A 19,698-nucleotide genomic window follows, 5' to 3' on the forward strand; every position below is an offset into this window, starting at 1 on the left:
TCTATTGAACACAAAACATAAAAAAAACCAACAACGCTAAAGTTGTTGGTTTTTTTCTATGTTGTAAAATTCCCTTAAACAGGAAACAATTCCCTGTTATGCATCAAGGCATTTACTTCTTCCTTCACGGATTGAATTAGATTATCGTCTTCAGGATTCATCAATACTTGATCTATAAATCCAACAATAACGGCCATGTGCTCTTCTTTAAGTCCCCTTGTGGTGATCGCTGCAGTACCAAAACGAATGCCCGAGGTAACAAATGGCGATTTATCATCAAAGGGCACCATATTTTTATTGGCAGTTATATCGGCCTTTACCAATATATTTTCAGCATCCTTACCCGTTATATTTTTATTTCTAAGGTCAATTAACATCATGTGGTTATCCGTACCTCCAGAGATGATCTTATAACCTTTATCCATAAAGGCACTTGCCATTGCGGCGGCATTCTTTTTCACTTGCAACATATAGTGCAAGAAGTCATCTGTAAGGGCCTCACCAAATGCCACAGCTTTAGCCGCAATAATATGCATTAAAGGTCCGCCTTGATTTCCTGGAAAAACAGCCAAATCTAAAAGTGCTGACATTTTTCTAAGACTTCCGTTCTTTAATTTAACACCAAATGGATTGTCAAAATCCTTTCCCATCAAAATAAGTCCACCTCTAGGTCCACGTAAGGTCTTATGAGTAGTAGTGGTTACAATGTGACAATGAGGTATTGGGTCGTTCAATATTCCTTTAGCGATCATTCCGGCTGGATGCGCAATATCAGCCAGCAAAATAGCACCAACGCTATCTGCAATTTCCCTGAATTTCTTAAAATCCATATCCCTAGAATAGGCAGATGCCCCAGCAATAATCAATTTTGGCTGTTCCTTCGTTGCAATAGCCTGAATTTTATCATAATTCAATACTCCGGTTTCCTCATCTACCCCGTAAAACACTGGGTTATATAACCTACCTGAAAAATTCACGGGCGAACCATGGGTCAAGTGCCCTCCATGGGAAAGGTCAAATCCAAGAATGGTATCACCAGGTTGCAAACAAGCGTGGTAAACAGAGGCATTAGCCTGGGATCCAGAATGAGGCTGTACGTTGGCATAAGCCGCCCCAAACAATTCTTTAGCCCTATCTATGGCAATTTGCTCTACTACATCAACCACTTCACAACCTCCATAATAGCGCTTTCCTGGGTAGCCTTCCGCATATTTATTGGTTAGTACAGATCCTGCAGCTTCTATTACTTGAGGACTGACAAAATTTTCGGAAGCTATAAGTTCTATTCCATCAATTTGGCGTTCCCTTTCTTCCTCAATTAGTTCAAAAATTAAATTATCGCGTTGCATATTGTTAAAGATTCAATTTAATAGGGTGTAAAAATACAAATTGCAGAGCGTTAATTGGAAGAAAATAATATATTTGATAAGATATTTATTCAACAATAATTAACAATCCTTCAATGCCTCTAAAAACTAACGATCCAACAAAAAAGACCTGGCTCCAAGTTCCGGCCAATTCTGACTTTCCCATCCAGAACATACCCTTTGGTGTCTTCTTGACCAGAGATGACATTATAACCATTGGCACTAGAATTGGCGATTATGCCATAGATTTGGGAGCATTGCATCAACTGGGGTATTTTAAAGGTATTCCATTGACCGACGATATCTTTCTACAGGATACCTTAAACGATTTTATATCGGATGGAAAAAAAACTTGGCGCTTGGTCCGGAATAGGATAAGTGAAATTTTTGATATAACCAACAAGTCACTTCAAAACAACGATGACCATAAAAATATAGTTCTATTTACTTTAGACGAGATAGAAATGCAACTTCCGGTCCAGATAGGGGATTATACGGATTTTTATTCCAGTAAGGAACATGCCACCAATGTAGGCAAAATGTTCAGAGATCCTGAAAATGCACTTCTACCCAATTGGCTACATATCCCAGTTGGCTATCACGGGAGAAGCTCCTCCATTGTACCAAGTGGCACTGCCATACGAAGACCAATGGGACAGACACTTCCAGATGGAGCAGACCTTCCCGTATTTGGCCCCTCCAAATTAGTAGATTTTGAATTAGAAATGGCATTTATAACCACCGACGCCAATGTTTTGGGTGAACCGATACCGGTTGAGGATGCAGAGAATTACATTTTCGGAATGGTACTTTTTAACGATTGGAGTGCACGGGATATACAAAAATGGGAATACGCCCCTTTAGGTCCATTTTTAGCCAAGAATTTCGCCTCTTCCATTTCCCCTTGGATCGTTACTTTGGATGCGTTGGAACCTTTTAGAGTACCCAGTCCAGAACAAAATCCAACTCCCTTGCCCTATTTAAGACATACTGGTAAAAGAGGCTTTGATATTAGTCTAGAAGTTTCAATAACTCCTGAAAATGGGTCTAAAACCGTAATCACCAGATCAAATTTTAAATATATGTATTGGTCCATGGCACAGCAATTGGCACATCATACGGTAAACGGTTGTAAGGTTAATAGCGGTGATATGATGGGAAGCGGAACGGTATCTGGTCCAAGCCCGGAAAACTACGGTTCAATGCTAGAGCTTACATGGCGGGGGGAAAATCCGTTAAAGCTTAAGGATGGTTCCACTAGAAAATTTATTGAGGACAATGATACCGTTACTATGATAGGGTATTGTGAGAAAGCGAACGTCCGCATAGGATTTGGGGAAGTCTCCACAAAATTGTTACCTGTATTTCAGCCAAAGCAAAAATAAAGTATTAATCACCTGCTTTTTATACGATTTTTCATTCTTGTCCGTTTCATTATTTATAAGTTTTGCAATTAGAAATATGGCTATACTGCCAAAACAAGATGTGAGGTCTTTAGCTTAACCTAACACCAGATATGTTGTATTTATGAAAAGAATTATACTCGCCCCTATAGTAATGCTGATTATAATTTCTTGTAGTGGGGTTAAAAAAACGCAGGAAGATATAAATCTAGGCAATTATGATATTGCAATAAACAATGCACTAAAAAACATTGCTGAGAACAAATCCAAAAAAAGCAATCAGCCCTATATCCATCTTTTGGAAGAGGCCTTTAAAAAGAACACTGAACGAGAATTACAACATATTGCATTTCTAAAAAAAGATAATAATCCTTCAAATCTGGAGGCCATTTATAACGGATACCAAAAGTTAAAATCCAAACAGGAACGCATACGGCCATTACTGCCATTACAACTTTTTGACGAGAATAGGCAGGCTAAATTCGCTTTTAAGGATTATGATGAGGATATTATTAGAGCTAAAGATAGATTTTCGGACTTTCTTCACAAAAACGCCACAACCCTTTTACAAACTGGAATAAATAAGCAGGATTTCAGAAAATCCTATGAGGATTTTACCTATTTAAACCAAATTAATCCCGATTTCAAAGATGTAAAACTAAAAGCAGAAGAAGCTTATAACAAAGGATTAGACTATGTCAACGTAGTACTCATCAATGATTCCGATCAAATAATTCCAGCTAGACTAGAAGAGGAACTATTGAATTTTAATACCTATGGCCTAAACGACAAATGGACCGTATACCATTCCAATACCAGGCAAGACCTTCAATATGACTACCAAATGGAGGTGGCTTTTAAGCAAATTAACATAAGTCCAGAACAACTTACGGAAAAACAGATCCAAAAGGAAAAACAAATCAAGGATGGTTACAAATATGCAGTTAATGCCAACGGGCAAGTTTTAAAAGATAGCCTTGGAAATAAAATAAAAGTAGATAAGTTTAAAACGATACAAAGCAACTTTTATGAGTTTACACAATTTAAAATGGTACAGCTAACAGGCAATATAAGTTTTATAGATCTACACACTCATCAACAGTTAAATGCATATCCACTGATGAGCGAATTTGTTTTTCGCCATATATATGCTAAATACGATGGCGACAAACGAGCTCTGGAAGATGAGTTGTTGCCCTTTCTAAAACAAGTCTCCGTTCCGTTCCCTACAAGCGAACAAATGGTATATGACGCAGGTGAAGATTTAAAGCACAAGCTAAAAGGCATCCTCAATAGGCACCGATTTAATTAACGCTTATTCCTTCCGTTAAAACAGGAATGCGCAAGTACCTTAAAATTATAACAACAAATAGGAGCGTACATTGGATTAAACCAACTGTTCCAAATTTACTTGTGATATGCCACCGTGCGAATCATGAGCCACCACTACCCCATTTTTAATGACTAATATTTGGGGCGATTCATGTTGTACCTGAAATAATTCTGCTATTTCATTGGATATTGAACGATAGCCGTGTAAATCCAAATAATATAAATCAACCTGATCACTTGATAAATCGTACTCTTCATTAAACCTCTTCATCACCATTCTACTAATCCCACAAGTTGTTGAATGCTTAAAAATTACCTGGGTCTTCTCAGCAGATTTCTCCTTAATTTCCGTTAATTGATCCGAAGCAGCAAGCGGTATCCAAGGTACCACCTTAGTTTCCTTTTTATCCGCATTATTATCCTTCCCAAATAGCTTATTTAATATTCCCATTTTGTAATTTTATAATTAAGTCGAATATAGGCACATCTCCTTACAGACTGACTTTTTGTCGTTGTTTTCCAGAGGTTTATATGTCGTTTTGTCTCCAAAAAAAACATGGTAAGGTTGTTGCCTTAAAAACATTAAAAGTAACCATTAAATAAGAATTAAAAACAGCTATATGAACTTTAATAATTTCACCATTAAATCGCAAGAAGCCATACAGCATGCACAACAAATTGCACAAGGTCATGGGCATCAACAAATAGAAAACGAGCATATATTTAAGGCAATTTCTGAGGTAGAGGAAAACGTACTTCCTTTTATTCTCAAGAAACTAAATGTCAATATATCTATGGTAGAGCAAATTTTGGAAAAGGAACTGGAAAGTTTTCCAAAAGTAACCGGAGGGGATATTATGGTTTCTAGGGAAGCGGGAAAAACCTTGACTGAAGCAGGTATCATCGCTAAAAAAATGGAGGATGAATATGTGTCCATTGAACATTTGTTACTGGCCATCTTTAAATCCAAAAGCAAGATTGCCCAGATTCTAAAAGATCAGGGCGCTACTGAGAAAGATCTTACCGCTGCTATTACAGAATTACGCAAAGGAGGAAAGGTCACTTCCCAGAGCGCGGAAGACACGTATAACTCCTTGAACAAATACGCCAGAAATTTAAACGAGCTGGCAGACAGTGGTAAATTGGACCCCGTAATCGGGAGGGATGAAGAAATAAGAAGGGTGTTACAGATTTTATCCCGTAGAACCAAAAACAACCCTATGTTAGTTGGGGAACCAGGGGTAGGTAAAACCGCTATAGCCGAAGGCCTTGCCCATAGAATTGTACAGGGAGACATCCCGGAAAACCTGAAGAATAAAATAATTTTCTCCTTAGATATGGGAGCGCTTATCGCTGGCGCGAAATACAAGGGTGAATTTGAAGAGCGATTAAAGGCAGTTATAAAAGAAGTAACTACATCGGACGGAGATATTGTCCTATTTATTGATGAAATACACACACTTATAGGTGCCGGTGGCGGTCAGGGCGCCATGGACGCGGCCAATATCCTTAAACCCGCACTTGCTCGTGGAGAGCTACGGGCCATAGGAGCCACTACTTTGGACGAGTACCAGAAATATTTTGAGAAGGACAAGGCGTTGGAGCGCAGATTCCAAAAAGTAGTCGTAGACGAGCCCGATACAGAAAGTGCCATATCCATTCTTAGGGGAATAAAGGAAAAGTATGAGGCCCATCATAAAGTGAGGATCAAAGACGAAGCCGTTATTGCAGCCGTAGAACTATCGCAACGTTATATTACGAATAGATTTTTGCCCGATAAAGCAATCGACCTAATGGATGAGGCGGCAGCAAAACTTCGGATGGAAATAAACTCTAAACCTGAGGAGCTAGATGTACTAGATCGAAAAATAATGCAGTTGGAAATTGAAATAGAGGCCATAAAACGCGAAAACGACACTTCAAAACTAAATGCACTAAATATTGACCTGGCCAATATAAAAGAAGACCGCAACGAAATCTTCGCAAAATGGGAGAGTGAGAAGGCAGTGGTAGACGATATTCAACAAACAAAAAAGGATATTGAAAATTACAAGATGGAAGCCGAAAGGGCCGAACGAAATGGAGATTACGGTAAGGTAGCGGAAATTAGATACGGAAAAATTAAAGAAGCCCAAGAAAAATTAGAGAAACTCCAAGGTGTTCTTGAACAACAACAACTTGGGGAAACCTTAATCAAAGAAGAGGTAACCTACGAGGATATAGCCGAAGTAGTGGCAAAATGGACGGGTATCCCAGTTACAAAAATGCTACAAAGTGAACGAGAGAAACTCCTTAGCCTAGAAAGCGTACTCCATAAAAGAGTGGTTGGACAAGTAGAAGCCATTGAGGCTGTATCAGACGCCATTAGAAGGAGTCGTGCTGGATTACAGGACCACAAAAGACCTATTGGCTCCTTCCTGTTTCTAGGAACCACAGGGGTAGGGAAAACAGAATTAGCCAAAACACTTGCAGCCTATCTTTTTGATGATGAAAATGCCATGACCCGTATAGATATGAGTGAATATCAGGAACGGCATGCAGTGAGTAGATTGGTAGGTGCACCTCCGGGGTATGTAGGTTATGATGAAGGTGGTCAATTAACAGAAGCGGTAAGAAGAAGACCTTATTCCGTGGTACTTTTGGATGAAATTGAAAAAGCGCATCCCGACACCTTTAATGTGTTGTTGCAAGTTCTAGACGAAGGGCGCTTAACAGACAACAAGGGAAGGGTGGCCGATTTTAAGAACACCATAATTATTATGACTAGTAATATTGGAAGCCACATTATCCAAGAAAAATTTGAGACCAATAAAGATATTTATAGCGCAACCGAGGCAGCACGGGTTGAAGTTCTTGAGCTTTTAAGGAAAACTGTTCGACCAGAATTTTTAAACCGAATAGACGACATTATAATGTTTACGCCTCTAAGTAAAAAGGACATTAGCAAAATTGTCGCCTTACAAATAAATCAGTTGAAAAAGCTGGTTGGGGAACAGCAAATAACCATTGACGCAACAGATGAAGCTATCGCATATTTGGCAAACAAGGGATATGACCCACAATATGGAGCACGACCTATAAAGAGAGTGATACAAAAAGAAGTGTTGAACAATATTTCCAAGGAACTCCTTAGTGGAAAGATCCATTCAGGTAGTATTGTCCTTATAGACTCCTTTGATGACAAGCTGGTTTTCAGAAATGAAAATGAGCTTACCAAATAAATTAGGAAAAACATAACCTCATTAACAGGCGTTCTATTTAAGCAATAGAGCGCCTTTTTTATGGGACCATAATAAGCTTATTAAAATGCTCCCCCTTAAGTGGTGTAAGTTTTTCTTTTCCATTATATAATATTAGCTTATCTTCATAAATCGTTAAAATTAAAACCCGACCAACTTTTTCACAAACAATATATACCATGCAGTATAAAATTTTATATATTCGCACAAAACGGTAAGGACATGTCTACTAAAGCAGAAAGAACCACGGCCTATATTATTGAAACCGTAGCGCCAATTTTTAATAAACTAGGGTATGTAGGTACCAGCATGAGTGATCTTACGGAGGCAACAGGATTGACCAAGGGTGCCTTGTACGGGAATTTTGAAAACAAGGATTCTCTGGCCCTTGCTTCATTTGAATACAATAGCAAGAAACTGCTTGCTAAAATAGATGAAAAATTAAATACTGAGGGGACTGCTTTGGAGCGTCTTTTTGTACTTACAGATTTCTATCGACACTATGACGAATTTACAGAAGAATTAGGGGGATGTCCCATTGTGAATGTAGGAATAGATGCCAAAAACAACAACTCTCAGCTTTTGGCGGCCACTAAGGAAACGATAAAAATTATTGAAGGAAAAATTGCCCTTGTGCTAGAAAATGGGGTCAATAACAATGAAATAAGGTTACCAGTAACCCCACTACAATTTTCCAAACAACTATTTACCATGCTTCAAGGAGCTATTACCATGGCAACAATCACAAGTGACAGGAAATATTTGATAAATACGGTAGCATATTTAGATCAATTGGTCACCAAGGAAATAAAAAAATAAATTCCCCAAAACTCCCAACTTTATGTTTGCTAGGAATATGTTATTCTCCAACTATTCTAAAAATCCATATTATTTCAGTATATTTTCCATAAAATTTACTATCCCTAGCTGCTTCGGCTTCGCTTAGGGTGTCATATCTATCCAAATACACATAGTCGTGTTTTTTCTTAGGGAGATAAACATAACTAGCGTTGATCCCTTTCTTTTGTAAACTTTGGACAAAAATGTCACGATACCTATCGCTCCCATACACGTTGACAACCAAATAAAATCCGGCTTTTTCACTTTCCAGTTTTTCTACCTCCTCATAATGGCCACTTGTAATTTTCTTACCTGCTTTTTTCCTTTCCTCAATTCTATCCAGATCAGCTTTTATTTTACGAGCATGTGCTATTTCCAATTGTTGAATGGAATCTATCCGCCTTTGTGTCTTTAACCTTGTCGCCTCTGCAAGGGCATCGTTTTCTTGTTTTTCCTTTATCCGCTGGGCTTCTGCACGCTGAATTTCCAACGCCAATTCTTCTTCTTGCGCTTTTCTGTTTTTACGTTTAGATTTCTTGATTTTCTTCTTAGATTCTTTCCTTTTGGTTGGCTCCAATGTTTCCATCTCTACCCCATTCTTAGGATCGTTTTGCTTTCCAAAGCTATAGGCCGCCACAATCTCAAAACTGGGGTTTTCATCTTTTATGGTATTATCAAGACCAACTTCAATTAAAGCTCCCAGAGACACTTGCTTAAAGAACCTACCTCCTATACCTCCGGAAACGCCATAGAAACTATTATATCCTCCCTGAACCCAAAACTTACTAGAAGATAGCAGGGTGTTAATTCCAACTTGGGTATCTCCATACGAGACAGACCTTACGTATACCATTGGCCTTAGATAAGATTCCCCCAACCCATTGAACAATTGTATTGGAAATTGGTAATCCAAGGTCCCCATAAAAGTCTTTTCGTCTGCGTACGAGTTGGTCTTGCTTGTGGTAAAATTATAATCGATTAAATTATCGGAAGACAATCCAATACCAAAATCATCTATTTCTAAACGAACTCCCGGTGCAAATTGCAATATAAAATCATCAGAAACTTGTTGTTGCGGAAGAACAATATCGGAGCCAGACAGATATCGCTTATCAGCCAGTTCGCTGTTATAACCAAAAACGTTTAGGCCAAAGGACAATTGCATATTACTCCCTAAATTGAAGGCATGGGCATAGTTTAACCATCCACCCGTATTAAGAAATACACCAGTATTATGTTGAATAAAACCAACCCCCATTGAGGAACGGTCGTTAATTTTACCATGGTAATTTAAAAACCAAGAGGATGGATCACTATCAATATTCTGCCATTGATATCTAGACCAAAAAGTGATGGAATGCGGATTATTCCTGTCCAACGAAAAAACTGGATTCATTAAACTGGAATTAAATTCCGATCCGTTGTGTTGCCTAAAATCTGTAGGTAGCACAACATCTTGAGCGCTGGAAAAACAAACCCCAAGTATAACCAGAAATACGGAAAATTTTGTACCCATACACAAAAGAACAAAAAACTACGAGTATAGCATACTTTTTTACCAAAATTTATGTTAGATTATAAGAAATATGTATTTATCAAAATTAAATTTATCATGAAGGGCATTAACTTATTGCTAATCTTAACTTTAACCTTGGGTATATGGGGCTGCAAGGAGGACCCAAAAGTAATTGTGGAAGACACAGAAAATCACATTTCCACATTCTACTTTATAAGGCATGCAGAAAAAGATCGTAACGATCCAGAAAATGCGGATCCCGAATTAAATCAGGAAGGCTTGGGTCGGGCTATCCGTTGGGCAGAAGTCTTAGATCCGGTTGCCTTAGATGCCATCTATATTACCGATTATGAAAGAACTACCATGACTGCCGCCCCCATTTCCATAAAGAAGGAAATTACCTCTCAATATTATGATCCCAATATGGTGGATATCGAAGAATTTAAAAACAATAATTTAGATAAAAACGTTCTTGTTGTTGGTCATAGCAATACTATTCCCCAGTTTGTAAATAGTTTGTTGGGCGAAAAAAAGTATGAAACTATAGACGATTATGACAATTCCAGTTTATTCATAGTTAGGATTATAAATGGGAAAGTATCGGATATTCGTTTAAAAATGGATTAGTGTGCCCGTTGTATCAGCACATTTTCCAACACAATTTTAGAAAGCTGATCTAACATTCCCTTTTCATACAATTTATCCGTTTCATATATAGATGTCCCTTGGGGGGCAACTTTATAATTTTCATAATCCACAAAGCGTATTCCGTTTATATAGCGCTCATTATAAGCAGCCCTAAAACGCATACCCCCACCATCTACATGGAAGCTATACGCCAGATAATCTGGTTTAAAAGTATCCTTATTAAACCAGTACACATAAACATCATCGAAATCATCTCCCCCACCAACTTGATCAAAAGTGACCTTTACCTTGTAATAGCTTTTATCTTTAACGGTGGTTTCTCCCAACAACTCCTTATTGACCGCGGAATCATTTAAGCCGTAAGGCAGGTTCACAAAATAATGCACGGAATTGACGGAGTTAGCGTAAACATTGGAAAGGGAATCGGATAATATCACCAAACTATCGCTTACAGTTCGTTCTAACTTGTTATTGTACAAAACATCTACCACCTGCATGGAATTCATGATTCCGGCTCTACTTAATTCGCGTTTGTTATCTTTCCACGTAGAACGATATTCCAAATCCCTAAATTTAAAGGAAATAGTACTGTTTTTATATTTCTCACCTCCACTGACCTCAATAGACTTATCCACAATTTCTTGGGCAGTAAGCTCAGATTTTGGTTGCTCCTTACACGATACCAACATTACTGCAAAAACGGCGAAATATACTATTCTCATCATATGTTTTCAGATTAATCGCAAAAATGGGGAAAACATTACATTTAAACTATAATAAAATCCAAATTTACAAGTAGTACCATGCCTTCCAAGATGATAAATTGGATAATTGTTTCTATTTTTGTACAACATATGCAGAAAAAAATAAACATTAAGAATAAAAGGGCTCGGTTCGACTATGAATTGTTGGACACTTATACTGCAGGTATCGTATTGTCGGGTACCGAAATAAAATCGATCCGGGAAGGTAAAGCCTCCATTTCAGAGAGCTTTTGCGAATTTAATGATAGGAGCGAGCTGTTTGTTGTAAATATGCAGGTAGACGAATACTCCCATGGCTCACATTACAACCACACCCCCAAGGCAGAGCGTAAACTACTGCTTAAGCGTGGGGAATTAAAGAAATTGGAAAAAGAGGTTAAAAATAGTGGACTTACCATCATCCCTCTCAATCTATTTCTCAATGACCGTGGCTTGGCCAAGATAAACATTTCCCTAGCCAAGGGTAAAAAACTTTTTGACAAGCGAGAGACCATTAAAGATAGGGATAACAAGAAAAACTTGGATCGCGTCAAAAAAAGCTTCAACAACTAAAATCTAATTCAAGGTCCCGTACTATAAGCTAATTTTTATCTTCCAATAAAGGTACAAACCTGAAGGAACCCAATTCCTTTTTTTCAAATTCCTTTGCAGATTTTCTGATAAATAAAGTCATTACCTGCTCGTCTCCCCCAATAGGAATCACCAATCTCCCGCCAATTTTTAGTTGTGCTAACAAAGGATTGGGCACAAATGGGGCACCTGCTGTTACAATAATACTGTCAAAAGGCGCTTCTTCCGGCAAACCTTTATAGCCATCCCCAAATATTACTTTTTTGGGCCTATACCCCATTTTCTTAAAAAACAGATTGGTTTTTTTAAAAAGCTCCAATTGCCGTTCAATAGTAAATACCTTTGCTTTTAGCTTTAAAAGAACAGCCGTTTGATAACCGCTCCCTGTACCTATTTCCAATATTTTGTGATTGGGCTCTACCTGTAACAGTTGTGATTGAAAAGCTACGGTATACGGTTGTGAAATAGTTTGATCTGCTCCAATAGGAAAGGCTTTGTCCTGATAGGCGTGATCTTCAAAACTACTATCTAAGAACAAGTGTCTGGGAATGGCACGGATGGCATTTAACACCGCAATGTCCACAATCCCCTTATCTATTAAGACTTCGGCAAGCTTGTTGCGCATTCCGCGATGTTTTAAGGTATCTTTCAATTCATTTGGTTTTGGCCTGTAAAGTTATAAAAGAAAACTTAATAAGTTAGGGGTGATGTGCTATTGTAAAATAGGATTTAATGTAAGTAATTGGTGCTGAGCAGCCCTTAATTAGAATAAAAAAAATCTAAATCTCAGACCCGTATTTAAACACCTGGTATAATTAGCGATAACCTTAAGCAAGCCCTATAATCAACCTTTCTTTCTGAAATATACTACAATTGATTAATCCAGCAAAACCGTAGCAGACCTATCCTATTTTATGTTTTAGGGCTCAATACTTACAAACTATCCTTATTTTTGAACAAAAAACAACTCTATGCTTAATGTTGGCGTCCTAGGAGCAGGACATTTAGGAAAAATACACCTTAGGTTACTCAATGAATCCACCAAGTATAACTTAGTCGGTTTTTACGATCCAGATGTAATCAACGGGAAGAAGGTCGCTGCCGAATTTGGGTATACTTTCTTTGATAATATCAATAAATTAATAGATGCTGTAGACGTAATAGATATCGTTACCCCTACCCTTTCCCATTTCGATTGTGCCAGAAGGGCCATGGAAAAGGGCAAGCACGTATTTATAGAAAAGCCCATCACCAACACTTTGGAGGAGGCCGAAACTCTCCTAGCCCTCGAAAAAAAACACGGAGTAAAGGGACAGGTGGGGCATGTAGAGCGATTTAATCCTGCCTTTATGGCGGTAAAGGAAAATATCCTCAACCCTATGTTTATTGAAACCCATAGGTTAGCCGAATTTAATCCACGGGGAACCGATGTTCCGGTAGTATTGGATTTAATGATACACGATATTGATGCCATACTCAGCGTTGTAAATTCAGAGGTAAAACAGATCAATGCCAGTGGCGTTTCGGTAATTAGCAACTCTCCTGATATTGCAAATGCAAGAATAGAATTTGAAAATGGCTGTGTCGCTAACCTTACTGCCAGCAGAATTTCCTTGAAAAATATGAGGAAATCACGCTTTTTTCAACGTGATGCCTATATCTCTGTAGATTTTTTAGAGAAAAAGGTTGAAGTGGTGAAAATGAAGGATGCCCCAGAAGAACCAGGAGATTTTGACATGATATTACAGAATGCCGAAGGAGTGAAAAAACAAATTTATTTTGAAAACCCCTCCATTCCTATAAATAATGCCATATTGGATGAATTGGAGACTTTTGCCGATGCCATTAACAATAACACCACACCGGTAGTAACCCTAGAACAAGGCTTTAAAGCTCTGAAAGTGGCATTACAGATCATTAAGTCGTTTTAGACAGCTTACATAAATTATTGACAAAGGTTTTGTTACTCAACCTACTATTGTAAAAAAATAAATCAATGATAAACATTGCAGTCATAGGTGCAGGTACCATGGGAAATGGCATTGCACACGTATTTGCCCAACACGGATATAAAACCAACCTAATAGATATCAGTGGGGAATCTTTGAAAAAAGGGATATCAACCATCAGCAAAAATTTAGATCGAATGATCGCCAAGGAGTTGATCACCGATATTACCAAAAAATTGACCTTAGAGAATATAAGCACATTTACTGTTCTATCTGAAGGAGTCAAGGAGGTGAATCTGGTAATTGAGGCCGCTACTGAAAATACGGATCTAAAATTAAAAATCTTCGGGGAATTAGACAACCTCTGTCCTCCCAATACCATTTTAGCCAGTAACACTTCCTCCATCTCCATTACCAAGATCGCTGCCGCTACAAAAAGGGCAGACAAGGTAATAGGGATGCATTTTATGAACCCGGTCCCTATTATGAAGTTGGTGGAGATTATTAGGGGCTATAGCACCTCTGATGAGGTGACCAATACAATAATGGAACTATCCAAAAACCTTGGAAAAACCCCTACTGAAGTCAATGATTACCCTGGGTTTGTCGCCAATAGGATATTAATGCCCATGATAAATGAAGCTATTGAGACACTTTACACCAAGGTGGCTGGAGTTGAGGAAATAGACACGGTAATGAAGTTAGGAATGGCCCATCCCATGGGGCCCTTACAACTGGCCGATTTTATTGGTTTGGATGTCTGTCTCTCCATATTAAACGTAATGTACGATGGTTTTAAGAATCCCAAGTACGCACCCTGTCCACTTTTGGTGAATATGGTTATGGCAGGTAAACTTGGTGTAAAATCCGGGCAAGGATTCTACGACTATTCCTCCTCTCGAAAGGCCGAAGTGGTATCCCCACAATTCCGCTAAAACATCATGTTTTATAAATAAAATAACGTACTAAAAGTAACTCATATGTCTATAAGAGATAATCTCACCAAAATAAAGGAATCCCTGCCCTCAAATGTCACTTTGGTAGCAGTATCCAAAACAAAGCCTATAGCTAGCATACAGGAAGCCTATGAAGCAGGACATCGGATTTTTGGTGAAAACAAAATTCAGGAGATGACCGAGAAATGGGAGACCTTGCCCAAAGATATTCATTGGCATATGATTGGGCATGTTCAACGTAACAAGGTAAAGTATATGGCTCAATTTGTATCCTTGATACATGGGGTGGATAGCCTAAAACTCCTAAAAGAAATCAATAAGCAGGCTAAAAAATACGACCGAACCATATCTTGTTTACTACAAGTACACATTGCCGAGGAGGAATCTAAATTTGGTTTTGATGAAACGGAATTAATGGATTTAATTTCTTCAGGGGAGTTGGAACCCTTGCAACATATAAAAATCACGGGGCTCATGGGCATGGCCACTTTTACAGAGGATTCCCAACAAATAATAAAAGAGTTCCGGACCCTTAAAAGTTTATTTGACAAAGTTGAAGCAAAGCTATCCGGTATAAAAGACCTATCTATGGGAATGAGCGGGGATTACCATATTGCCATTGATGAGGGCAGTACTATGGTGCGACTGGGAAGCAGTATTTTTGGAGCTAGAAATTAACCTCTCATCTTAATTGTATGGCAACAGAATAGCTATCTTTGTTTTGTTATCGAGAATTAGAAACAATACATGTACGTAGTATTAGATATAGAAACCACCGGAGGTAAATACAATGAAGAGGGAATTACAGAAATTGCTATTCACAAATATGATGGGCATAAGGTGGTAGATCAATTCATTAGCCTAATAAATCCCGAAAAGGAAATTCAACCCTTTGTTGTCAAGTTAACAGGAATTAACAATAATATGTTGCGAACGGCTCCAAAATTCCATGAGGTGGCAAAACGGATTGTGGAAATTACCGAGGATGCGGTAATAGTAGCACACAATGCGCAATTTGATTACCGGATTTTACGGACTGAATTTAGGAGATTGGGTTACAATTTTGAGCGAAAGACCCTGTGTACCGTGGAATTGTCCAAGCAATTGCTGCCCGATGCAGAATCTTATAGTCTTGGCAAATTGGTGCGCTCTCTAGGAATTCCCGTAAGCGATCGCCACCGCGCCAATGGAGACGCCCTAGCTACTTTACAACTTTTTAAGTTATTGCTGTCCAAGGATCTTGATAAATCCATTGTTAAAAATGTGTTGCGAAATGAGACCCAAGGAGAACTTTCTCCAAGGCAATTGGATATAGTGGAAACGCTTCCTTCAGAGATTGGTGTCTTTTATATCCATAACAAGGATGGGGAAATTATATTGTTGGGAAAAAGCAACAACATTAAGAAACGAATCAATCAGTACTTTACCAATAATGGTGAGAAGGCTAGAAAAATTCAGAAAGAAACTAAAAGGGTAACCTACGAAAGTACCGGTAACGAATTGGCAGCATTGCTTAAGGAAAATACGGAATTGAGTCGGAACAAACCCAAATACAACGCGAATTACAAACGGCGTTTGTTTTCTCATGGGGTTTATCAAGGGGTCAACGATGAAGGTTATATTTTCTTGACCGCAGAAAAGGTAAACCCTAGAAAGGAACCTATTGCCACCTTCAACAGCCTACAAGGTGCTGAAAATTTCCTTCACTCCATAAGAGAAGAATTTCAACTTTGCAATAAGATCAACGGACTTTCTCAGGCCAAAAAAGAGTGTTCCCATTATTCAGAAGATCAATGTCTTGGTGCATGTATCCATAAGGAGCAAGCTGAAAATTACAACCAAAGAGTACATCTGCTTATCAAAAAATACAGCATCCCATCAAATAGTATTCTAATTCTAGACAAGGGAAGAGAAGCTGGGGAACGATGTGGTATTCTAATTAAAAATGGTATTTTTAAAGGATTGGGATATTTCAATTTAAACCATCAGATAAATAACATCCATATCTTGGAGTCGATTATTACCCCAATGGACAATAATGAGAATACAAGACATATTATCACCTCCTATCTTCGAAAGAAAAAAGGAGTTAAAATATTAGAACTAAACACGTGAACGCGGAAAGATTAAAAAAGTGGAAATTAAAGATTCATGAAGTAATCTACGGGACCCATACCCCAGCGGGAAGACTTTTTGACCTCTTATTGCTCGGCCTAATTGTCTACAGTGTCATTATTGTGATGCTGGAGAGTGTACCTTATATTGATAAGGAGTACCATAATTTCCTAAATATCTCGGAATGGGTGGTCACCATTCTATTTACCTTAGAATATATTTTGCGTGTAATTACAATTAATAGACCCAAGAAATATATATTCAGTTTCTTTGGAGTCGTAGATTTCCTATCCACTGTTCCTAAATACCTTTCCCTGTTCTTGGTAGGCTCCCAGTTTATTACAGCCTTTAGAATACTGCGACTTTTACGGATATTTAGGATTTTAAAACTGGTGCGCTTTGTTGGAGAATCCAATAATTTAATCAGGGCCCTTAACTCCAGTAAGACCAAAATTTTTGTTTTCGTCTTTTTTGTTATTATTATATCCGTCATATTGGGTACGGTCATGTACATTGTAGAGGGACCTGAAAATGGCTATACCAGCATACCCCACAGTGTGTATTGGACTGTTGTTACACTAACTACGGTAGGTTATGGGGATATTTCTCCACAGACCCCATTGGGACAATTTATTGCTACGATGATCATGATCATTGGTTATGGTATTATTGCCGTACCAACCGGAATCGTGTCCGCAGAATATGCCTCAGGAATGAGCAAGGGCGATACCTTGGACACTGGAAGAGCGTGTCCAAATTGCAGTTCAGATGTATTACAAAGTGACGCCCATTACTGTAGGCAATGTGGTTATAAATTAGATGACCATTAAGGATGGAAAGAATACTGATCTCCGTGGTAGGCCCTACCGCTATAGGAAAGACCACTCTGGGCATTGAACTTGCCAAATATTTTAAAACGGAGATTATTTCTGCAGATTCCCGACAATTTTACAGTGAAATGTCTATTGGTACTGCAGTTCCTTCAGAGACGGAACTCGCCCAAGTACCGCATCATTTTATACAGCACAGGAGCATTCATGAAGAATATACCGTGGGTGATTTTGAAAGGGAGGCCTTAGACAAACTGAATGATATTTTTAAAGAAAATAAAGTTGTGGTAATGGTAGGCGGAAGTGGGCTTTATATTGATGCCGTTACCAAAGGACTTGACCATTTTCCCGAGATTGATGCAGAAATACGCACACGATTAAACCAAGAATTACTTGATAACGGAATCACCAAACTACAAGAGCAACTAAAAGATTTGGATAGGGAATATTACGAAAAAGTAGATTTGAACAATCCACATCGACTAATAAGGGCTTTGGAGGTCTGTATTGGAAGTGGGCTTCCCTACTCCTCATTTTTAAACAGGGAAAAGAAATCTAGGGACTTTGCAACCATTACGATAGGATTAGAAGCAGATAGAAAGATTATCTACGATAGAATAAACAGAAGAGTAGATTTAATGATGGCGCAAGGCCTTTTAGAGGAGGTAAGCTCCCTAAAAGAATACAGTGCATTAAACGCGCTGCAAACTGTTGGTTACAGGGAATTGTTCCGTTTTATGGAGGGGGACTTTGATTTAGATACCTCCATTGCGGAAATAAAAAAAAATACGAGAAGGTTTGCCAAGCGTCAACTTACCTGGTTGCGAAAGAAAGGGGATATTTTATGGGTAGACCATGAGTACAACCTAAAAGAAGTCCTTCAAAAAGTAGAACAAGAAATTGGAAAGAAATGACAAAACCCACTCGAAATATCCTATTTGTGATCGGGATTTCCGGCACTGGAAAGTCAACCATAGGCGAGTTATTAGCCAAAGAGCTGAAATTTCCCTTTTTTGAGGGCGATAAGTACCATTCCGAAGCCAATATTAAAAAAATGGCTAGTGGCCATCCTTTAAATGATGAAGATCGATTAGCGTGGTTGATCCGTTTAAACCAATTGGCCATAGAACATAGAACAGATGGATGTATTATAGCCTGTTCTGCCCTAAAGGAATCTTATAGAACGCTACTGCAACGCAACATTAGTTCCCATGTAGTTTGGATCTCCTTGGAAGGTAGTTTTGAGCTTATTTCATCCAGACTAAATAAACGTAAGGGTCATTTTATGCCTGCTACTTTATTACAATCCCAATGGGATACCTTTGAACCTCCAACCGATGCCATAAAAGTATCTGTAGCTCCAGATCCCGAAGAGATCGTTGCAGAAATTTTAAAGCAACTACCCTAAACAAAAAAACACCGGTAACTCCGGTGTTTTTTTGTTTACACTGGATTTGGTCTATTCGGTTTTTATAACCAACCTAAACCCTTCCCCGTGAATGTTCAAAATCTCCACGGTATCATCCCTTTTCAAGTATTTCCTCAATTTAGCGATATATACATCCATACTTCGAGAGGTAAAATAATTGTCATCTCTCCAAATCTTGGTCAATGCCAATTCTCTAGGCATCAGGTCGTTCTCGTGTAAGGCCAACAATCTCAGTAGCTCGTTCTCCTTTGGGGAAAGCTTTATAGCCTCCTCATCCTTATATTTTAAGAATCTAAGTTTAGAGTTCAACTGGAATCCACCAATCGTAAATTCAAACTGCTTGCTATCTGCCAAGGAGTTTGAAGATTTTCTTTGGATAATGGCTTTTAACTTCATCAACAAAACTTCAGAATCGAAGGGCTTATTAAGATAATCATCGGCACCAGCCTTATATCCTTTAAGCACATCTTCCTTCATTGTTTTGGCAGTTAAGAACACAATGGGAACGTTTTCGTTTTTTTCCCTGATTTCCTTTGCCAAGGTGAATCCGTCTTTGTAAGGCATCATTACATCAAGAATACAAACATCAAAATTGTCTTTCTTGAATTTTTCAAAACCTTCCATTCCATTTTTCGCCAACGTAACATCAAAATCGTTCATGGCCAAGTAATCCTTTAGGACAATTCCAAAATTAGGATCATCCTCCACTAGCAATATTTTTTTATTTACTGTTTCCATCA

General features: G+C 38.3%; 19 protein-coding genes. 13 read left to right on the forward strand and 6 right to left on the reverse strand.

Annotation, left to right across the window (positions count from 1 at the left end; translation table 11 throughout):
• Positions 1 to 74: 74 nt before the first annotated feature.
• A complete protein-coding gene (gene glyA, locus KCTC52924_RS19090; RefSeq protein ID WP_251809317.1) occupies positions 75 to 1,349 on the reverse strand; it encodes a serine hydroxymethyltransferase in 1,275 nt (424 codons plus the stop codon).
• 113 nt (positions 1,350 to 1,462) lie between these two features.
• On the opposite strand from glyA, the gene fahA reads away from it, so the two are divergent.
• A complete protein-coding gene (fahA, locus tag KCTC52924_RS19095; RefSeq protein ID WP_251809318.1) occupies positions 1,463 to 2,752 on the forward strand; it encodes a fumarylacetoacetase in 1,290 nt (429 codons plus the stop codon).
• Between the two features lie 142 nt (positions 2,753 to 2,894).
• Positions 2,895 to 4,082, forward strand: coding sequence for a hypothetical protein (locus KCTC52924_RS19100; RefSeq protein WP_251809319.1), 1,188 nt, complete (start codon positions 2,895 to 2,897; stop codon positions 4,080 to 4,082).
• Positions 4,083 to 4,157: 75 nt separating this feature from the next.
• On the opposite strand, the gene ytxJ is transcribed toward KCTC52924_RS19100, so the two are convergent.
• A complete protein-coding gene (ytxJ, locus tag KCTC52924_RS19105; protein WP_251809320.1) occupies positions 4,158 to 4,553 on the reverse strand; it encodes a bacillithiol system redox-active protein YtxJ in 396 nt (131 codons plus the stop codon).
• Positions 4,554 to 4,722: 169 nt separating this feature from the next.
• Between ytxJ and clpB the strand changes: the two genes are divergently transcribed.
• Together clpB and KCTC52924_RS19115 are read left to right on the forward strand one after the other, a co-directional pair.
• Positions 4,723 to 7,323, forward strand: coding sequence for an ATP-dependent chaperone ClpB (gene clpB / locus KCTC52924_RS19110; RefSeq protein WP_251809321.1), 2,601 nt, complete (start codon positions 4,723 to 4,725; stop codon positions 7,321 to 7,323).
• Positions 7,324 to 7,563: 240 nt separating this feature from the next.
• Positions 7,564 to 8,160, forward strand: a complete 597-nt coding sequence (locus KCTC52924_RS19115) for a TetR/AcrR family transcriptional regulator (RefSeq protein ID WP_251809322.1) — start codon at positions 7,564 to 7,566, stop codon at positions 8,158 to 8,160.
• 40 nt (positions 8,161 to 8,200) lie between these two features.
• Here KCTC52924_RS19115 and KCTC52924_RS19120 read toward each other — a convergent pair whose 3' ends face one another.
• Complete coding sequence (locus tag KCTC52924_RS19120; protein ID WP_251809323.1) at positions 8,201 to 9,697, reverse strand: PorP/SprF family type IX secretion system membrane protein; 1,497 nt, start codon at positions 9,695 to 9,697, stop codon at positions 8,201 to 8,203.
• 96 nt (positions 9,698 to 9,793) lie between these two features.
• Here KCTC52924_RS19120 and KCTC52924_RS19125 point away from each other — a divergent pair, with 96 nt between their 5' ends.
• Positions 9,794 to 10,324 carry a histidine phosphatase family protein gene (locus KCTC52924_RS19125; RefSeq protein WP_251809324.1) on the forward strand — a complete coding sequence of 177 codons (531 nt, stop codon included), beginning with the start codon at positions 9,794 to 9,796 and terminating at the stop codon, positions 10,322 to 10,324.
• On the opposite strand, the gene KCTC52924_RS19130 is transcribed toward KCTC52924_RS19125, so the two are convergent.
• Positions 10,321 to 11,070, reverse strand: a complete 750-nt coding sequence (locus KCTC52924_RS19130; protein ID WP_353057514.1) for a DUF6503 family protein — start codon at positions 11,068 to 11,070, stop codon at positions 10,321 to 10,323. The two genes, KCTC52924_RS19125 and KCTC52924_RS19130, sit on opposite strands and share 4 nt — an antisense overlap.
• A gap of 129 nt (positions 11,071 to 11,199) precedes the next feature.
• Between KCTC52924_RS19130 and smpB the strand changes: the two genes are divergently transcribed.
• A complete protein-coding gene (smpB, locus tag KCTC52924_RS19135; protein WP_251809325.1) occupies positions 11,200 to 11,661 on the forward strand; it encodes an SsrA-binding protein SmpB in 462 nt (153 codons plus the stop codon).
• Positions 11,662 to 11,689: 28 nt separating this feature from the next.
• Here smpB and KCTC52924_RS19140 read toward each other — a convergent pair whose 3' ends face one another.
• A complete protein-coding gene (locus KCTC52924_RS19140) occupies positions 11,690 to 12,331 on the reverse strand; it encodes a protein-L-isoaspartate(D-aspartate) O-methyltransferase (RefSeq protein WP_251809326.1) in 642 nt (213 codons plus the stop codon).
• A 319-nt stretch (positions 12,332 to 12,650) separates the two neighbouring features.
• On the opposite strand from KCTC52924_RS19140, the gene KCTC52924_RS19145 reads away from it, so the two are divergent.
• The 7 genes from KCTC52924_RS19145 to KCTC52924_RS19175 all read left to right on the forward strand — a co-directional run bounded on the left by KCTC52924_RS19145 (position 12,651) and on the right by KCTC52924_RS19175 (position 18,937).
• Entirely contained in the window at positions 12,651 to 13,610 is a 960-nt protein-coding gene (locus KCTC52924_RS19145) for a Gfo/Idh/MocA family protein (RefSeq protein ID WP_251809327.1), read from the forward strand.
• A gap of 65 nt (positions 13,611 to 13,675) precedes the next feature.
• Positions 13,676 to 14,563 carry a 3-hydroxybutyryl-CoA dehydrogenase gene (locus KCTC52924_RS19150; RefSeq protein ID WP_251809328.1) on the forward strand — a complete coding sequence of 296 codons (888 nt, stop codon included), beginning with the start codon at positions 13,676 to 13,678 and terminating at the stop codon, positions 14,561 to 14,563.
• Positions 14,564 to 14,608: 45 nt separating this feature from the next.
• On the forward strand, positions 14,609 to 15,262 hold the full coding sequence (locus KCTC52924_RS19155) for a YggS family pyridoxal phosphate-dependent enzyme (protein WP_251809329.1): 654 nt from the start codon (positions 14,609 to 14,611) through the stop codon (positions 15,260 to 15,262).
• A gap of 69 nt (positions 15,263 to 15,331) precedes the next feature.
• Positions 15,332 to 16,699 carry an exonuclease domain-containing protein gene (locus KCTC52924_RS19160; RefSeq protein ID WP_251809330.1) on the forward strand — a complete coding sequence of 456 codons (1,368 nt, stop codon included), beginning with the start codon at positions 15,332 to 15,334 and terminating at the stop codon, positions 16,697 to 16,699.
• On the forward strand, positions 16,696 to 17,529 hold the full coding sequence (locus KCTC52924_RS19165) for an ion transporter (protein WP_251809331.1): 834 nt from the start codon (positions 16,696 to 16,698) through the stop codon (positions 17,527 to 17,529). The genes KCTC52924_RS19160 and KCTC52924_RS19165 overlap by 4 nt, the downstream gene beginning before the upstream one ends.
• A 2-nt stretch (positions 17,530 to 17,531) precedes the next feature.
• Entirely contained in the window at positions 17,532 to 18,443 is a 912-nt protein-coding gene (gene miaA / locus KCTC52924_RS19170; protein WP_251809332.1) for a tRNA (adenosine(37)-N6)-dimethylallyltransferase MiaA, read from the forward strand.
• Entirely contained in the window at positions 18,440 to 18,937 is a 498-nt protein-coding gene (locus KCTC52924_RS19175; RefSeq protein ID WP_251809333.1) for a gluconokinase, read from the forward strand. Before miaA ends, KCTC52924_RS19175 begins: the two co-directional genes overlap by 4 nt.
• A 51-nt stretch (positions 18,938 to 18,988) precedes the next feature.
• Here KCTC52924_RS19175 and KCTC52924_RS19180 read toward each other — a convergent pair whose 3' ends face one another.
• The gene (locus KCTC52924_RS19180) at positions 18,989 to 19,696 is read right to left on the reverse strand and encodes a response regulator transcription factor (RefSeq protein ID WP_251809380.1); all 708 of its coding nucleotides are present in this window, start codon (positions 19,694 to 19,696) and stop codon (positions 18,989 to 18,991) included.
• Positions 19,697 to 19,698: the final 2 nt, after the last annotated feature.

Source organism: Arenibacter antarcticus (assembly GCF_041320605.1).
Taxonomy (GTDB): Bacteria; Bacteroidota; Bacteroidia; order Flavobacteriales; family Flavobacteriaceae; genus Arenibacter; species Arenibacter antarcticus.

Excerpts from the sequence above, each read along its gene's own strand:
- glyA (WP_251809317.1), bottom strand. The coding sequence starts at position 1,349 with ATGCAACGCGATAATTTAATTTTTGAACTAATTGAGGAAGAAAGGGAA.
- fahA (WP_251809318.1), top strand. The coding sequence starts at position 1,463 with ATGCCTCTAAAAACTAACGATCCAACAAAAAAGACCTGGCTCCAAGTT.
- KCTC52924_RS19100 (WP_251809319.1), top strand. The coding sequence starts at position 2,895 with ATGAAAAGAATTATACTCGCCCCTATAGTAATGCTGATTATAATTTCT.
- ytxJ (WP_251809320.1), bottom strand. The coding sequence starts at position 4,553 with ATGGGAATATTAAATAAGCTATTTGGGAAGGATAATAATGCGGATAAA.
- clpB (WP_251809321.1), top strand. The coding sequence starts at position 4,723 with ATGAACTTTAATAATTTCACCATTAAATCGCAAGAAGCCATACAGCAT.
- KCTC52924_RS19115 (WP_251809322.1), top strand. The coding sequence starts at position 7,564 with ATGTCTACTAAAGCAGAAAGAACCACGGCCTATATTATTGAAACCGTA.
- KCTC52924_RS19120 (WP_251809323.1), bottom strand. The coding sequence starts at position 9,697 with ATGGGTACAAAATTTTCCGTATTTCTGGTTATACTTGGGGTTTGTTTT.
- KCTC52924_RS19125 (WP_251809324.1), top strand. The coding sequence starts at position 9,794 with ATGAAGGGCATTAACTTATTGCTAATCTTAACTTTAACCTTGGGTATA.
- KCTC52924_RS19130 (WP_353057514.1), bottom strand. The coding sequence starts at position 11,070 with ATGATGAGAATAGTATATTTCGCCGTTTTTGCAGTAATGTTGGTATCG.
- smpB (WP_251809325.1), top strand. The coding sequence starts at position 11,200 with ATGCAGAAAAAAATAAACATTAAGAATAAAAGGGCTCGGTTCGACTAT.
- KCTC52924_RS19145 (WP_251809327.1), top strand. The coding sequence starts at position 12,651 with ATGCTTAATGTTGGCGTCCTAGGAGCAGGACATTTAGGAAAAATACAC.
- KCTC52924_RS19150 (WP_251809328.1), top strand. The coding sequence starts at position 13,676 with ATGATAAACATTGCAGTCATAGGTGCAGGTACCATGGGAAATGGCATT.
- KCTC52924_RS19155 (WP_251809329.1), top strand. The coding sequence starts at position 14,609 with ATGTCTATAAGAGATAATCTCACCAAAATAAAGGAATCCCTGCCCTCA.
- KCTC52924_RS19160 (WP_251809330.1), top strand. The coding sequence starts at position 15,332 with ATGTACGTAGTATTAGATATAGAAACCACCGGAGGTAAATACAATGAA.
- miaA (WP_251809332.1), top strand. The coding sequence starts at position 17,532 with ATGGAAAGAATACTGATCTCCGTGGTAGGCCCTACCGCTATAGGAAAG.
- KCTC52924_RS19175 (WP_251809333.1), top strand. The coding sequence starts at position 18,440 with ATGACAAAACCCACTCGAAATATCCTATTTGTGATCGGGATTTCCGGC.
- KCTC52924_RS19180 (WP_251809380.1), bottom strand. The coding sequence starts at position 19,696 with ATGGAAACAGTAAATAAAAAAATATTGCTAGTGGAGGATGATCCTAAT.